We start from the raw sequence: 15,439 nt of genomic DNA, 5'->3' as shown, positions 1-15,439 counted from the left end.
GACGGGCCGAACGCGAAACTTACTCAACAGTTAAAAAGTTGCGGAATCACTCTTGCCTTCTTCGGCTGCGCGCGCATCAATGGCTTCCGCCGCCCGCGCATGACGGTCAGTCAGGAAGTGCGGGCGCACCCCCCACGAGCCCACCGCTCACTTCCCCCACCCCGGAAGGCAGTCCCATGAGACGCATGAAGCTCGGGATCGGCACGGCAATGGGAACAGCAGCACTGGCGGCCGGCGCGCTCGCGCTGGCGCCGAGCGCGGTCGCGGTCACCCCGACCACCGCGACCCTGACGGCCGACTGCGGAACCTACGGTTCTGGTCTGGCGACGCTGACGGCCACGCAGAGCGGCACCGCCGCGACCATCACCCTCTCCTCGGGGGCCATCAAGGCGCCGATCGACGTACCGGCGGGCGCGGTCAGCTCGACCCTGACGCTGTCGAAGAACGGCTCCGGCACCACGACGTTCACCGGCAACTCCAACCCGGCCATCAAGACCGGCGCCGATGTGACCACCGGCCCGCTCAAGGGCACCGTGGCCGCGGGCGACGTACTGGAGGCCAAGTCGCTCAAGCTGGTGATCTTCGGCCTGATCACGGTCAACTGCACGGCCACGTCGGCCCAGTCCCCGGGCCCCTTCACCTTCTGAGTCCGCTCGGCGAAAGCCGACAGCGAAACTTACAGCGGACCGGCGGCGTCCCCCGAAGACGCCGCCGGTCCGCGCGCGTCATAATGGACCCATACATCGGATGTTTGACCCGGAGGTCCATCATGGCGGTCACCGACGAGGCGATCGAAAAAATCAAGGGCATGATCGTCTCGGGTGCGCTTCGCCCGGGTGACCGGCTTCCCAAGGAGAGCGAGCTGGCCGCGGATCTGGGCCTGTCCCGCAATTCGCTGCGCGAGGCCGTCCGAGCGCTGTCCCTGATCCGCATCCTCGACGTACGGCAGGGCGACGGTACGTACGTCACCAGCCTCGACCCCCAGCTGCTGCTGGAGGCGCTGAGCTTCGTCGTGGACTTCCACCGGGACGACACCGTCCTGGAGTTCCTGGCCGTGCGCCGCATCCTGGAGCCGGCCGCGACGGCGCAGGCGTGCAGCCGGATCAGCGACGCCGAGCTGGACGCGCTCGGCGTCCAGCTGGACGCGCTGGGGCAGACGCCGTCGGTGGAGGAACTGGTCGCCTGCGACCTCGAATTCCACCGCGGGATCGTCCGGGCATCGGGCAACTCGGTGCTCTGCTCCCTCCTCGACGGGCTCTCCGGTCCTACGACCCGCGCGCGGGTCTGGCGCGGTCTCACCCAGGAGGACGCGGTCAGCCGCACGCTCCACGAGCACCGGGCGATCCTGGGCGCGCTGCGGGACCGGGACGCGGAGGCGGCGCGGTCGTGGGCGACGGTGCACGTCGCGAGCGTGGAGCAGTGGCTGCGGTCGACGCTCTGACGCCCCGGGGCTCGCCCCCGGACCCCCGACCCGGGGTCGAGGGGTCGGCCGGGCCGGGTAGAGGTCCGTACCCGGCCCCCGGCCCGGGTACCGGGGACCAGCCGTGCTGGGACTGCCGGGGCCGGTAGGAGGCCCGCGTCCCGCAGCGCGGGCTGCGGGGGCTCCGCCCCGGACTCCGGGTCCGAGGACCGGCCTCGTTGGAAGCGCGGGGGTCGGGGCGGCCGTGTGGCGGGGCACAGCCGCGCCGGGGCTCGGCCCGGGCCCGTCAGCCCACGGCTGAGGAACGGCCGTACTCGGCCACCTCGCTCGCCGGGCGAAGGCCCGTCGGGGCGCAGCCTCGGACCCCGTCAGCCCGAAGCTGGGGAAGGGGCGGGCTTGGCCGCGTCGCGGGGTGGGGGCGTCAGACGTCCAGGCCGTAGGTTCGGGTGGCGGTGGTGGCGAAGACCGCGGCGCGTTCGGGGGTGGTCAGGTCGGCGGTCGCCTGGTCGGCCAGGGCCACGACGTCGGCGTACGTCGCGGCCAGTTCGCACACCGGCCAGTCCGAGCCGAACAGCACCCGGTCCGGGCCGAACGCCTCCAGGACGTGGTGGGCGTACGGCAGCACCTGTTCCGGTTTCCAGGTCGACCAGTCGGCCTCGGTGACCAGCCCGGAGAGCTTGCAGTCGACGTTCGGCAGCGCGGCCAGTCGCGTCAGGAGGCCGGTCCATGGCTCGCGGTCGCCACTCGCGATCGGCGGCTTCGCCGCGTGGTCGAGGACGAAGCGCACCTCCGGCAGCTCCCGTACCGCGGCGATCGCGGCGGGGAGCTCGCGCGGGGTGACCAGCAGGTCGTAGACGAGCCCGGCGTCGGCCGCGGCGGCGAGGCCGCGGCGTACGTCGGGGCGGGCCAGCCAGTCCGGGTCCGGCTCGTCCTGCACCTGGTGGCGCAGCCCCACCAGCCGGTCCCCGCCCGGGCCCGCGGCCAGGGCGGCGAGGACCGCGGACAGCTCGGGGTCGGTGAGGTCGGCCCAGCCGACGACGCCCGCGATGCGGTCGGAGGCACCCGCCAGGGCGAGGAGTTCACGCGTCTCGTCGTACGAGGAGCTGGACTGGACGACGACGGTGGCGCCGATGCCATGGGCGTCCAGGTGCGGCAGCAGGTCCGCGGCGGTGACGGTGCGGGCGATGGGGTCGGCCCAGGGGCCGTCCATCCACGGCTGCGGCCTGCGGGACAGGTCCCACAGGTGGTGGTGGGCGTCGATTCGGCTCAGCGGCACGGAAGTTCCTCGGGATCGGGGCGTCAGATCGGCAGCGGGATGTCGTCGTCGAGCAGGCCGCGCTCGACCAGCGCGTGCCACAGCTCGTCGGGGATGTCGTGGCCGAACATCTCGGCGTTGTCCCGCACCTCGGCCGGGGAGGCGCAGCCGACGACGGCGGCGGCCACGGACGGGTGGCCGAAGGGGAAGCGGAGGGCGGCGGCCCGCAGCGGCACCCCGAACTCGGCGCAGACGGCGGCGAGCCGGCGGGCCCGCTCGGCGATCTCGGCGGGCGCCTCCTCGTAGTTGTAGCGCGCGCCGGGGCGGGGGTCGGCGAGCAGCCCGGAGTTGTAGACGCCGCCGACCACCACAGAGGTGCCGCGCCGCTCGCACACCGGGAGCAGGTCGTCGTAGGCGGTGCGCTCCAGCAGGGTCCAGCGCCCGGCGCACAGGACGACGTCCACGTCGAGGTCGGCGACGAAGCGGGCGAGGATGTCGCTGTAGTTCATGCCGAAGCCGATGGCGCGGACGAGCTTCTGGTCGCGCAGTTCGGCGAGGGCGGGGAAGGCCGTCTCGTACACCTCGCGGATGTGGTTCTCCGGGTCGTGGACGTAGACGATGTCGAGGGCGTCGACCCCGAGGCGTTCCAGGGAGGACTCCAGGGAGGCGCGGATGCCGTCCCGGGTGAAGTCCCATTCGCGGACCCGGTCGGGGGTGTCGGCGAACCCGTCCGGCTGGGCGGGCTCGCCGGGTGCCCGGTCCCGCAGCCGCCGCCCCACCTTGGTGGAGAGGGTGTACGCGGCTCGGTCGCGCCCGGCGAGCGCGCGGCCCAGCCGCTCCTCGGAGAGGCCGACGCCGTAGTGCGGGGCGGTGTCGAGGTAGGTGCAGCCGAGTTCCAGGGCGGTGTGGACGGTCGCCAGGGCGCGTTCCTCGGGCACCGCGGCGTACAGATTGGCCAGCGGGGCGCAGCCGAGCCCGAGGGGTGGTACGTGGACGCCCGAGCGCCCCAGTTCGCGCGGTCCGCGCGGTACCTGCGCCATGATTTCTCGCCTCTGTTCCTGTCTGTGCTGTTCCTGGGTGGTGTCAGTGGTGGTGTCAGTCCTGCTTCTCGCCGCTCGCGTAGCGGGAGATGATCAGCGCGACGATGATGATGGAGCCGTTGATGAACTGGTTCCACAGTGGCGGAACGCCGCCGAGGGTCATGACATTGACGACTAATTGCAGCGTAAGCACACCCGTGAGGGCTCCGAAGAGCGTGCCGCGGCCGCCCTTGAGGCTGATGCCGCCGATGACCGCGGCGGCGAAGACCTGGAAGATCCAGCCGTTGCCCTGGGTCGCGGCGACCGAGCCGTAGTGGCCGGTGTAGAGGATTCCGGCGAAGGCGGCCAGGACGCCGCCGACGCTGAGCACGATCCAGGTGATGCGGTCGACGCGGATACCGGCGGCGCGCGCCGCCTCGGGGTTGCCGCCGATCGCGTACAGGGCGCGGCCGTGGCGCAGATAGCCCAGCGCGAGGCCGCCGATCGCGTACAGGCCCAGGCACAGCCAGACGGCGGCGGGCGCGCCCAGCCAGTCGGCCTTGCCGAGGTAGCGGAACGACTCGGGCACGTTGACGATGGACTGGCCCTCGGCGATGCCGACCTGGAGCCCGCGCAGCATGGTGAGCATGCCCAGGGTCGCGATGAAGCCGTTGACGCGCAGCTTGAGCATCAGGAAGCCGTTGGCCGCGCCGATGAGGGCGCCGACCGCCAGGCACAGCGGTATGGCGGTCCATACGGGCAGCAGCCCGAGCCCTTCGAAGCGTGCGCCGTGTGAGGGCAGCACCAGCCAGAGGGCGATCACGGGCGCCACGGCGATGGTGGACTCCAGGGAGAGGTCCATCCGCCCGCTGATCAGGATCAGCGCCTCGCCCAGCACCAGCAGCCCCAGCTCGGTGGACTGCTGGACGACGCCGATCAGGTTGTCCTCGGTGAGGAAGGCGGGCGAGACGATGAAGCCGATCACGCCCAGTACGAAGATCACCGGGACCAGGGACAGATCGCGCCAGCGGGCGATGTCGATCCGCGGACGGTTCCGGTCCCCCGCCGCCCCGTCCGCCACCGCCTCGGCGGGCTGCTGCCGTGCGGTACCGATCATGTCTGTGGTCCTCCCGTGCGGTCTTCGGTTCCCCCGGCCGTGCCGTGCGTGTCCGGTTCCGTCATGCCTTCCATCGCGGCGACCAGCTGGCGGTCGCTCCAGCCGCTGCCGAACTCGGCGACGACGCGCCCGTGGAAGAACGCCAGGACCCGGTCGCAGACCCTGAGGTCGTCCAGCTCGTCGGAGACGATCAGCGCGCCGCTCCCGGCCGCCGCGACGTCCCGTACGACGCCGAGCAGCGCGTCCTTGGACTTGACGTCCACCCCGGCGGTCGGCCGGATCGCGACCAGCACGCTCGGTTCGCGGGCCAGCGCCCGCGCGATGACGACCTTCTGCTGATTGCCGCCGGACAGGCCCGAGACGGGCTGCGAAGGGCCCGAGGTCTTGATGTCGAGCGAGGTGATCATGCGCTGGGCGAACGCGCGGGTACGGGACGGCAGCACCGTGCCGTACGGCCCGAGCTGGTCGGTGACGGTCAGCGTGGCGTTCTCGGCGACGCTGCGGCCCAGGACGAGCCCCTGGTCGTGGCGGTCCTCCGGGACGTAGCCGATGCCCGCGTCGATGGCGTGCGGCACGCTGCCGGGACGTACCGGTCTGCCCCGTACGGAGACCCGGCCGCCGCCCGGCTTGCGCAGGCCCACCAGGGTCTCGCCGATCGCCGTGTTGCCGCTGGCGGTCGCCCCGGCCAGGCCCAGCACCTCGCCGGGCCGCACCACCAGGTCCAGCGGCGCGAACTCGTCCTCCAGGGTGAGCCCTTCGGTGCGCAGCACCGGCTCGCCGCCCAGGTCGGCCTTCCTGGCCGTCACGGGCGCGCGGACGGGGGCGCGGACCGCGGCCCGGGAGTCGCCCCCGGGGGCGCGCTCGCCGTCGCCGGTCATGGCCGCGACCAGGTCCTCCTTGGGCAGGTCGGCGACCGGGGCGGTCAGCACGTGCCGGGCGTCGCGGAAGACGGTGACGGTGTCGCAGAGGTCGTAGACCTCCTGGAGGTGGTGCGAGATGAACAGGAACGCGACGCCCTGCCCGCGCAGTTCGAGCAGCTTGGTGAAGAGCCGGTCGATGCCGCCCGCGTCGAGCTGTGCGGTGGGCTCGTCGAGGATGATCAGCCGGGCGCCGAAGGACAGGGCGCGGGCGATCTCCACGAACTGCCGCTGCTCGACGCCGAGGTCCTTCGCCCGGGTGCGCGGGTCCACGTCCACCCCGTACTCCCCCAGCAGCTCCCGGGCCGCCTCGCGCAGCGCGTGCCAGCGGATGCGGCCGGTGCCCTGGAAGCGGCCGAGGTACAGGTTCTCGGCGACCGTCAGATGCGGGACCACCATCGACTTCTGGTAGACACAGGCGACCCGGCGCTGCCAGGCCGCGGTGTCTCCGAAGCCGGGGGCGGGTTCGCCGGAGAAGGTCACCTCGCCCTCGTCCGGGCGTTCCATGCCGGTGAGGACGGACACCAGCGTGGACTTGCCCGCCCCGTTGCGCCCGACGAGGGCGTGGGCCTCCCCGGGGCGCACGGCCAGGTGGGCGTGGTCCAGGGCGACGGTCGGCCCGAAGCGTTTGACGATGCCCTGCGCGCGGACCACGGTGGGCGGCCCCGCCGCCGGTTCTGCCTGTGTCATCGCTACTTCTTTTCGAGCTGGTTGGCCCACAGCTTCGGGTCGTCGACGTTCTCCTTGGTGACCAGGGGCGCCGGAAGCTGGTCCTCCAGACCGTTCGGGATCTTGACGATCTTCGAGCCGTGGTTGGTCGGTCCGGGCTTGAACTTCTCGCCGTTGAGCGCCGCCTTGGCGTAGTTCAGGGCCCACTGGGCGTAGAGGTCGGCGGGCTGGGAGAGGGTCGCGTCGATCTTCCCGGCGCGGATCGCGTCCAGCTCCTCCGGTATGCCGTCGTTGGAGATGATGGTGATGTGGCCGTCCTGGCCCGCGGGCTTGAGCAGCTTCTTCTGCTCCAGCAGCGCCAGGGTGGACTGGAGGAAGGCGCCGCCCGCCTGCATGTAGATGCCGTCGATGTCGCGGTGCTGGGCCAGCAGGCTCTGGAGCTTGGCGGAGGCGACGTCGCCCTTCCAGTCGGTGGGCAGCTCGTGCACCTTGATTCCGGGGTACTTCTTCTTCATGCACGAGGCGAACGCCTGGGACCGGTCCCGGCCGTTGATCGAGCTGAGGTCGCCCTGGAGTTCGGCGACCCGGCCCTTGCCGCCGAGCTGACGGCCGAGGTATTCGCACGCCTTGGTGCCGTACGCCCGGTTGTCGGCCCGCACCACCATGTAGATCTTGCCGGAGTCGGGGCGGGTGTCCACGCTGACGACGGGGATCTTCTTCTCCTCCAGCTGCTCCAGGGTGGAGGAGACGGCCCCGGTGTCCTGGGGGGCCATGACGATCGCCTTGGCGCCCTGGTCGGTGAACGCCTGGACGTTGGAGACGAGCTTGGAGATGTCGTTCTGCGAGTTGGACAGGGGCAGCGCGGAGACCGTGCCCTTGTCGATGCCCTTCTCTAAGTACTGCTGGTAGGAGTTCCAGAAGTCGGTGTCGGTGCGCGGCATGTCGATACCGACCTTGCCGCCGCCGGAGCCGTTGCTCTCACGGTTGCAGCCGGCCAGCCCGGCGACGGCGAGCAGCACGGCGCAGGCCGCGGCTCCGGTGGTGCGGAGTCTCGTCATCGAGTCCCGTCCTCAGTCGAATGGTGCGACGTGCGTGGTGCGGGCGCGCGGTGGTGCGGCAGCGCCGCGTGGTGCTCGGGTGGCATGGTGCTCAGGTGACGGGGCGCAGGCGCAGCCCCTGCATTCCGCCGTCGACGGCCAGCGCGGTGCCGGTGACGGCCGCGGCGGCGGGGCTCGCCAGATACGCGACGGCCGCGGCGACCTCCTCGGCGGACACCAGCCGCCCGGTGGGCTGGCGGGCCTCCAGGGCGGCGCGTTCGGCCGCCGGGTCGGCAGCCTGGCCGAGCAGCCGCCCCACCCAGGGGGTGTCGACGGTGCCGGGGTTGACGCAGTTGACGCGGATGCCCTCGCGTACGTGGTCGGCGGCCATGGCGAGGGTCAGCGACAGCACCGCGCCCTTGCTCGCGCTGTACGCGGCGCGCTGCGGCAGTCCGGCGGTGGCCGCGATCGAGCACGTGTGGGTGATGGAGACGGCGCCGGGCCGGTCGGCCGCCGCGGCGCGCAGATGCGGCAGCGCGGCCCGCGCGGTGCGCACCAGGCCCAGCACGTTGACGTCCAGCAGCCGGTGCCACTCCTCGTCGGAGTTGTCCTCTACGGTGCCGATCGCGCCGATGCCCGCGTTGCCGACGACGGTGTGCAGGGTGCCGAATTCGGCCACCACCGCCTCCACCGCGGTCCGTACGCCCTCGCCGGAGGTGACGTCGGTCTTGACCGGCAGGGTGCCGGACGGGGCGCCCGACGGGTCCCGGTCCAGCACGGCGACGCGCGCGCCGCGGTCGCGCAGCGTGGCGGCGATGGCGGCGCCGATGCCCGAGGCGCCGCCGGTGACGAGCGCGGTCAGCCCTTCGAAGTCGCCGGTGGGGCTCTCGCCGGTGGGGCTCAAGAGGTCTCCTCCTGTCGTGCGGACTGCGGTGCGGTGTTCTGTGGTGCGGTGTTCTGCGGTGCCGTGTTCTGCGGTGTGGCGTTCCGGGCCTGCCATTCGGGCCCGTCGGGGTAGCGGTAGGCGGCGATCGACTCGGGGAGCATCCGGGCGGAGAAGCCCGGGGCGGCCGGTGCGCGGTAGCGGCCCGCCTCGATCACAACCGGATCGGCGAAGTGTTCGTGGAGGTGGTCGACGTACTCGATGACGCGGTCGTCCCAGCTGCCGGAGACGGCCACGAAGTCGAACATGGCCAGATGCTGGACCAGTTCGCACAGCCCGACGCCGCCCGCGTGCGGGCAGACCGGCACCCCGTGCTTGGCGGCGAGCAGCAGGATCGCCAGGTTCTCGTTGACCCCGGCGACGCGGGCGGCGTCGATCTGCACGAAGTCGACGGCTTCGGCCTGAAGCAGCTGTTTGAAGACGACCCGGTTGGCGACATGCTCACCGGTGGCGACCTTGACCGGCTGTCCGGCGCGGATGGCGGCGTGGCCGAGGACGTCGTCCGGGCTGGTCGGCTCCTCGATCCAGTGCGGGTCGTACGGCGCCAGGGCGCGCAGCCAGCGCAGCGCGTCCGCGACGTCCCAGCGCTGGTTGGCGTCGACGGCTATCCGGATGTCCGGGCCGACCGCCTCGCGGGCCAGCCGCATCCGTCTCAGGTCCTCGTCGAGGTCGCCGCCGACCTTGAGCTTGATCTGATCGAAGCCCTCGGCGACCGCCTCCTGCGCCAGCTTGATCATTTTCTCGTCGGAGTAGCCGAGCCAGCCCGCCGAGGTGGTGTACGCGGGGTAGCCGCGCTCGCGCAGCAGCGCGGCGCGCTCGGCGCGGCCGGGCTCGGCGGCGCGCAGGAGGGCCAGCGCCTCGTCGCGGGTGAGGGCGTCGCTGAGGTAGCGGTAGTCGACGAGGTCGGCCAGCTCCTCGGGCGACATGTCGGCCAGGAACTGCCACAGCGGCTTTCCGGCGTGCCGGGAGGCGAGGTCCCAGGCGGCGTTCACCACCGCCCCGGCCGCCATATGCATGACGCCCTTCTCCGGGCCGAGCCAGCGCAGCTGGGAGTCATGGGTGAGGTCGCGGTAGAGGTCGGCGAGACCGGCCGCGGTGAACGGGGCGGGGCGGCCGACGACCTGCGGGCGCAGGGAGCGGATGGCGGCGGCGGTCACGTCGTTGCCGCGGCCGATGGTGAAGACGAAGCCGTGCCCTTCCGCTCCGGCGGCGGTGGTGTCGTCGGCGTCCGTACGGAGCACCACATAGGCAGCGGAGTAGTCGGGGTCCGGATTCATCGCGTCCGAGCCGTCGAGCTGCTCCGAGGTGGGAAACCGGATGTCATGGACCTCGAACTCAGTGACGGTCGGGCGCAGACTCAATGGGGACTCCCTGAACGACGCGCGTTAGAACATCGGACCTTTGACGATGATCCGATGTATAGCGCTGACATGGGGGTCTCGTCCAGAGGTGTGCCGGAACTTTCGGGAAACAGGTCGGATGAATGAGTGTGGGTTGCGATACGGGGGCTGCGTCGGAGGCCCCCTGAAGCCGTAGGCTTGGGGCGCACGCAACAAGAACTGCAACCGGGGGCGGCGCCAACCCGTTCGCCCCGGTCGGAAGGAGGCGCTGGGTGATCGAGCTTGAGGGGGTTCCCGAGCTGATCGACCCGGTCATGATCTGTGCCTTCGAGGGCTGGAACGACGCCGGAGACGCCGCCTCCACCGCGGTCGGGCACCTGGACCGGGAGTGGAAGGGCGAGGTCTTCGCCTCTCTCGACGCCGAGGACTACTACGACTTCCAGGTGAACCGGCCCACCGTCGCGCTGGACAACGGGGTCCGCAAGATCACCTGGCCGACCACCCGGCTCTCCGTGGTCCGCGCGGAGAACGGCGAGAAGACCCGCGACCTGGTGCTGGTGCGCGGGATCGAGCCGAGCATGCGGTGGCGGTCGTTCTGCAACGAGATCCTCGGCTACGCCCATGAGTTGGGCGTCGAGATGGTCGTCGTCCTCGGGGCGCTGCTCGGCGACACCCCGCACACCCGGCCGGTGCCGGTCAGCGGCGTCACCTCCGACCCGGACCTGGCCCGCAGCCTCGACCTCGAGGAGACCCGCTACGAGGGCCCGACCGGCATCGTCGGCATCCTCCAGGAGGCGTGCACCCACGCCGGTGTGCCCGCGGTGAGCCTCTGGGCGGCCGTCCCGCACTACGTGTCCCAGCCGCCGAACCCGAAGGCGACCCTGGCCCTGCTGAACCGCCTCGAGGACCTGATCAGCGTCCGTATCCCGCTCGGCGAGCTGACCGAGGACGCGCGGGCCTGGCAGCTGGGCGTGGACCAACTCGCCTCGGAGGACAGCGAGGTCGCCGAGTACGTCCAGTCGCTGGAGGAGGCCCGGGACACGGCGGAGCTGCCGGAGGCGTCGGGCGAGGCGATCGCCCGCGAATTCGAGCGCTATCTGCGCCGCCGGGACGGCTCCCCCGGTACGCCGGGCGGCCACGCGACGGAGACGGGCACCGGCGGCGTGGCCGACGCGCGCGAGGGTGGCGCCCCCTACCTCCGCGACCCGGGCACCGGTCACCCCCGCCCGCGGAAGGCATCAGCGAAGGACGACGAGGGCGGCGACGACGCCTCCCCCGGTGACGAGCCCGGCGGCAGCGAGGCGGACGCCGGGAGCGGCGGCAGCGGGGGAAGCGCTGAGAGCAGCGACGCGGAGGACCGCCCGGACGACCAGGGCTGAGCGGCGGGGCGGTGGCGGGGTCTCTCCCCGGCCCCGCCCCTTCCCGAAACCGGGGCCGCGCCCCGGACCCCGCGCAGCGGAAGCGGACGGGTGACGGCTCGTGCGTGCCGACGGCCCGCTCCGGGCGCTCCGTGGAGGTGGTGGACGCGAGTCGGTTCCAGCGAAGTGCGCGGGCTCGCCCCGGAGGGCAGGTCGTGCCGGTCTCGGCCCAGGCGAGCTGGGACGCCGTGCTCGGAGCGCGGCCCGAGGCGGCTCCCCCGCGTCCCCGAGCCCGGCCCGGGGTCCAAGGCCGAAGCAGTCGGCCCGGGTTCGCGGTGGCCACCGGAATCGGAGTGCGGAGGCCAGCAGAGCCTGGCCGGGGCACGAGCCCGGCGGGCCGGGCGCGCCTGACGTCGAGACCGCGGAGGCGGCGGCCCGGTGTCCGAATGGGCTCGGCCCGGCCCAGTCCCTCGCGCGGGCTCCGTGCCGCTGACGCCGTGGCCGTCACGGGGCGCCGTGGCCGTCATAGGGCGGTGCGGCCGTCACAGGGCGGTACGGGACGCACTGCCACGTACGGGCGCCCGCGGCGCCCCAGGCGCACACCCCTCGAACCCGGGGCGGAGCACCGGGTTCGAGGAGGGGCTTGGCTACAGGGCTACGCCCAGGAGGGCGTCCACCGCTCGGGTCGCCAGGCCCGGGGCGCCCTCGTCCTCACCGCCGGTCGCGGACTGGGCCTCGGCCCAGCGGTCGACGGCGGCCAGGGCGGCGGGCGAGTCGAGGTCGTTCGCCAGGGCCTCGCGCACCTCCTCGACCAGGGCGTCCGCCGACGGCCCGTCCGGGCGGGAGACGGCGGCGCGCCAGCGGGCGAGGCGGGCCTCGGCGTCGCGCAGGACGCCGTCGGTCCACTCCCAGTCGGAGCGGTAGTGGTGGGCCAGCAGGGCGAGCCGGATGGCTGCCGGGTCGACGCCGTCGCGCCGCAGCGCGGAGACGAAGACCAGGTTGCCCTTGGACTTGGACATCTTCTCGCCGTCCAGCCCGACCATCCCGGCGTGCACGTACGACTGCGCGAACGGCCGCTCGCCGGTGAGGACCTGGGCGTGCGAGGCGCCCATCTCGTGGTGCGGGAAGGCGAGATCGGAGCCGCCGCCCTGGACGTCGAAGCCCATGCCGAGGTGGTCGAGGGCGATGGCGACGCATTCGATGTGCCAGCCGGGGCGGCCGGGGCCGAGCGAGCCGCCGTCCCAACTCGGCTCGCCCTCACGGGCGGCGACCCACAGCATCGGGTCGAGCGGGTTCTTCTTGCCCGGGCGCTCCGGGTCGCCGCCGCGCTCGGCGGACAGCAGCCGCATGGCCTCGGCGTCGAGACGGCTGACCGAGCCGAAGGCGGGGTCGGACTCCACGGAGAAGTAGATGTCGCCCTCGACCTCGTACGCCGCGCCCGCGTCCCGCAGCCGCTCGACGAGCGGAACGATCCCCGGTATGGACTCGACGGCACCGATGTAGTGGCGCGGGGGCAGCATCCGCAGGGCCGTCATGTCCTCGCGGAAGAGGGCCGTCTCGCGCTCGGCGAGGACGGTCCAGTCGTCGCCGTTGGCCACGGCCCGCTCCAGCAGCGGATCGTCGATGTCGGTGACGTTCTGGACGTAGTGGACCTGGCGCTTGGTGTCGAGCCACACGCGCTGAACGAGGTCGAACGCGTTATAGGTCGCCGCATGACCCATGTGGGTCGCGTCGTACGGCGTGATGCCGCAGACGTAGATGCGGGCGACGGGACCGGGGGTCAGGGTGACGAGTCCCCCGGTCGCGGTGTCGTGGATCCTCAGGTCGCGGCCACTGCCAGGCAGGGCGGGAACCTCAGAAGCGGGCCAGGCATACATGCAATGAGCGTAACCGGATGCCAGTTCCGGATACGAACCGGACCGGCCCTGCTGACCGTTTGTTGGCCGGATAGACGGTCTTGCGCAGACGCCCGTGAGCTGCTTAGTCGCCGTCCCGTAAGCCTTCGGGCAGCCATCGGGCAGCCATCGGCTCAGACCGGCGGCTCAGACCGGCGGCTCAGACCGGCGGCCAGGGAATGGCGGGCCACTGGCCGCTGGGCGCGGGGTGCGTCCCGGTCCGCAACAGCGCCGCCACCCGGGCCCGCAGCGCCTCGATCTCAGCGCCGGTGATCAGCTTCGCCAGCCGGGCGCACAGCGGGCCGTCGTCGGCGAGCTGGTCGGCCAGGCGGCGCAGCACTTCCAGCACATCGTCCGGCAGCGGCTCCCCGGCCCATCCCCACAGCAGGGTGCGCAGCTTGTCCTCGGCGTTGAAGGTCACACCGTGATCAATCGCATAGAGGCGGCCGCCGGCGGCGGGCAGCAGGTGGCCGCCCTTGCGGTCGCCGTTGTTGATCACCGCGTCGAGTACGGCCAGCCGCCGCAGCCGTACGTCGTCGGCGTGCACCAGCAGCGCGGTGCGGCCCTCGTCGACCTCAGCGAAGCCGACCGCCTTCCAGCCGGGGCCCGGCTCGTCGCCCTCGACGAGGGCCAGCAGCTCGCCCCCGTCGGCATCGGGGTCATCGGAGCCGTCGCCGTCGGCCACCTCGACCCACAGCTGGCACATGCCCTGCCCGTACGGCCCGTCGCGCAGCACGGTGGGCGGGACCAGGCCCCACCCCGTGGCCTCGGAGATCTCGTACGCCGCGACCTCGCGCTGGGCGAGCGTGCCGTCCGGGAAGTCCCACAGCGGCCGCTCACCGGCCACCGGCTTGTAGACGCACGGGGCGCTGTGGCCCTCGTACTCGACCGTGCAGTAGAGCACCGCGTTGGACGCCTCCCGGACCCGGCCGCGCACCGTCAGCTCGCCCAGGGCCAGCAGCTCGGACGGCTCGGGGGGCGTCAGGTGTCGCGGCGGTATCCGTTCTGGCGCGGACATACGTGTCCTTCCGGGTCGAGCGGCAGGCTGCACAGCGGGCAGGGCGGCCGACCCGCGTTGACGACGTCGAGCGCCCGCTTGGCGAAGGCGCGCGCCTGGGTGCCGGTGAGCCGCACCCGCAGCATGGGCGGCCCGTTCACGTCGTCCTGGAGGAGCCGTTCCTCGGCCTCGGCCAGGTCCTCCTCGGACTCGGCCTCCAGCTCGACGAGCGCCTGCGCCTCCACGATCATGCGCTGTTCTTCGCCGTCCCAGGCGAGGGCCATGGTGCCGACGCGGAACTCCTCTTCGACGGGGGCGTCGAGGGGCGCGGTGTCGCTGAGTTCGGAGGGTGCGACGGCCGGTACAGGGGCGTTGCCGCCGGTGCGCCGCACCACCTCGTCCAGCAGCTCGTCTATCCGCTCGGCAAGCGCCGCGACCTGGGTCTTCTCCAGCGCCACACTGGTGGTCCTGCCACCCGCTGACGCCTGGAGGAAAAAGGTACGGCGGCCAGGCAGCCCGACCGTACCGGCGACGAATCGGTCCGGCGGGTCATAGAGGAACACCTGACGGGACAACGTCCTGCTCCATTTGCGTCGACTGGTCGGCTGGTTGACTACTTAGGTCGCGGCTGCCGCGGCGCGGCCGCGCCGCGGGACCACCCTACTGCGCCCGGAGATCATGGTGCCCCCGCGTCACCGCCGACCGCGGCGTCCCCGCCGCGGTCGGCGGGGGCGTCCTCCCGGGGCGCGAGCCCCGCGAAGTCGCCGGTGTCGCCCAGCCGTACGACGAAGGGGCGGGCCGGGGTGTAGCGGATGGCGGTGACCGAGCAGGGCTCGACGGAGATCCGCTGGAAGAGGTCGAGGTGGAGGCCGAGCGCGTCCGCGACGATCGCCTTGATGATGTCGCCGTGCGAGCACATCAGGTAGAGCGCGTCGGCGCCGTGCTCCTGCTCGATCCGGGCGTTCCAGTCGCGCACCGCGTCGACCGCGCGGGCCTGCATGGCGCGCATGGACTCGCCCCCGGGGAAGGCGGCGGCTGACGGGTGCTGCTGGACGATGTTCATCAGCGGTTCATCGGCCAGCTCGGCGAGTTTGCGGCCCGACCAGTCGCCGTAGTGGCACTCCCCGATGCGCTCCTCGGTGTGCGTCGGCAGGTCGGGGCGGGCGGCGAGGAGCGGCGCCAGGGTCTCCTGGCAGCGCTGGAGCGGGCTGGTGACGGCGGCGGCGAGCGGCAGCCGGGCGAGCCGCCCGGGGAGTTCCGCGGCCTGCGCGTTGCCGCGCTCGTCGAGGGCGACTCCGGGGGTCCAGCCCGCGAGGACGCCGGCCGTGTTCGCGGTGGACCGGCCGTGCCGGACGAGGATCAGCGTGGGCATGCCTGCCAGCCTACGGCCCCTCCGGGCCCGCTCAGGGAGGGTGTGTGCCCGGCTTGTGCGCTTCTCCCGCCGGTGCCCGCGGGCGCCCGCTCGTGCGCTT

The 15,439-nt window shown here is 72.6% G+C and carries 14 protein-coding genes; 3 read left to right on the top strand and 11 right to left on the bottom strand.

The annotated features are described in order from the left end of the window. Positions 1 to 176: 176 nt before the first annotated feature. Entirely contained in the window at positions 177 to 647 is a 471-nt protein-coding gene (locus tag ACH4TL_RS23295; protein ID WP_398317271.1) for a hypothetical protein, read from the top strand. A gap of 122 nt (positions 648 to 769) precedes the next feature. Beyond that, positions 770 to 1,441 carry a FadR/GntR family transcriptional regulator gene (locus tag ACH4TL_RS23290; RefSeq protein ID WP_398317268.1) on the top strand — a complete coding sequence of 224 codons (672 nt, stop codon included), beginning with the start codon at positions 770 to 772 and terminating at the stop codon, positions 1,439 to 1,441. A gap of 400 nt (positions 1,442 to 1,841) precedes the next feature. On the opposite strand, the gene ACH4TL_RS23285 is transcribed toward ACH4TL_RS23290, so the two are convergent. The 7 genes from ACH4TL_RS23285 to ACH4TL_RS23255 all read right to left on the bottom strand — a co-directional run bounded on the left by ACH4TL_RS23285 (position 1,842) and on the right by ACH4TL_RS23255 (position 9,732). Continuing rightward, entirely contained in the window at positions 1,842 to 2,690 is an 849-nt protein-coding gene (locus ACH4TL_RS23285; RefSeq protein ID WP_398317756.1) for an amidohydrolase family protein, read from the bottom strand. A 29-nt stretch (positions 2,691 to 2,719) separates the two neighbouring features. Then, on the bottom strand, positions 2,720 to 3,715 hold the full coding sequence (locus ACH4TL_RS23280; protein WP_398317265.1) for an aldo/keto reductase: 996 nt from the start codon (positions 3,713 to 3,715) through the stop codon (positions 2,720 to 2,722). Positions 3,716 to 3,770: 55 nt separating this feature from the next. Further along, complete coding sequence (locus ACH4TL_RS23275; RefSeq protein ID WP_398317262.1) at positions 3,771 to 4,811, bottom strand: ABC transporter permease; 1,041 nt, start codon at positions 4,809 to 4,811, stop codon at positions 3,771 to 3,773. Further along, complete coding sequence (locus ACH4TL_RS23270) at positions 4,808 to 6,418, bottom strand: sugar ABC transporter ATP-binding protein (RefSeq protein ID WP_398317259.1); 1,611 nt, start codon at positions 6,416 to 6,418, stop codon at positions 4,808 to 4,810. Before ACH4TL_RS23270 ends, ACH4TL_RS23275 begins: the two co-directional genes overlap by 4 nt. Before the next feature lie 2 nt (positions 6,419 to 6,420). Further along, a complete protein-coding gene (locus ACH4TL_RS23265; RefSeq protein ID WP_398317256.1) occupies positions 6,421 to 7,455 on the bottom strand; it encodes a sugar ABC transporter substrate-binding protein in 1,035 nt (344 codons plus the stop codon). A 91-nt stretch (positions 7,456 to 7,546) separates the two neighbouring features. After that, a complete protein-coding gene (locus ACH4TL_RS23260; protein WP_398317253.1) occupies positions 7,547 to 8,338 on the bottom strand; it encodes an SDR family NAD(P)-dependent oxidoreductase in 792 nt (263 codons plus the stop codon). Then, on the bottom strand, positions 8,335 to 9,732 hold the full coding sequence (locus ACH4TL_RS23255; protein WP_398317753.1) for an enolase C-terminal domain-like protein: 1,398 nt from the start codon (positions 9,730 to 9,732) through the stop codon (positions 8,335 to 8,337). The genes ACH4TL_RS23260 and ACH4TL_RS23255 overlap by 4 nt, the downstream gene beginning before the upstream one ends. A gap of 257 nt (positions 9,733 to 9,989) precedes the next feature. Between ACH4TL_RS23255 and ACH4TL_RS23250 the strand changes: the two genes are divergently transcribed. Beyond that, positions 9,990 to 11,096, top strand: a complete 1,107-nt coding sequence (locus ACH4TL_RS23250) for a PAC2 family protein (RefSeq protein WP_398317250.1) — start codon at positions 9,990 to 9,992, stop codon at positions 11,094 to 11,096. A 626-nt stretch (positions 11,097 to 11,722) separates the two neighbouring features. Here the strand turns inward: ACH4TL_RS23250 and mshC are convergent. The 4 genes from mshC to ACH4TL_RS23230 all read right to left on the bottom strand — a co-directional run bounded on the left by mshC (position 11,723) and on the right by ACH4TL_RS23230 (position 15,339). Further along, positions 11,723 to 12,952: a cysteine--1-D-myo-inosityl 2-amino-2-deoxy-alpha-D-glucopyranoside ligase gene (gene mshC / locus ACH4TL_RS23245; RefSeq protein ID WP_398317247.1), complete on the bottom strand. Its 1,230-nt coding sequence runs from the start codon at positions 12,950 to 12,952 to the stop codon at positions 11,723 to 11,725. A gap of 178 nt (positions 12,953 to 13,130) precedes the next feature. Next, a complete protein-coding gene (locus ACH4TL_RS23240; RefSeq protein ID WP_398317244.1) occupies positions 13,131 to 13,988 on the bottom strand; it encodes an SCO1664 family protein in 858 nt (285 codons plus the stop codon). Further along, the gene (locus ACH4TL_RS23235) at positions 13,952 to 14,542 is read right to left on the bottom strand and encodes a DUF3090 domain-containing protein (RefSeq protein WP_398317241.1); all 591 of its coding nucleotides are present in this window, start codon (positions 14,540 to 14,542) and stop codon (positions 13,952 to 13,954) included. The genes ACH4TL_RS23240 and ACH4TL_RS23235 overlap by 37 nt, the downstream gene beginning before the upstream one ends. A 101-nt stretch (positions 14,543 to 14,643) precedes the next feature. After that, entirely contained in the window at positions 14,644 to 15,339 is a 696-nt protein-coding gene (locus ACH4TL_RS23230) for a histidine phosphatase family protein (RefSeq protein ID WP_398317239.1), read from the bottom strand. Positions 15,340 to 15,439 lie beyond the last annotated feature (100 nt).

This window comes from Streptomyces sp. NPDC021115 (genome assembly GCF_044333065.1).
Classification (GTDB): Bacteria; Actinomycetota; Actinomycetes; order Streptomycetales; family Streptomycetaceae; genus Streptomyces.
This window is presented reverse-complemented; position numbering and strand designations above follow the sequence as displayed.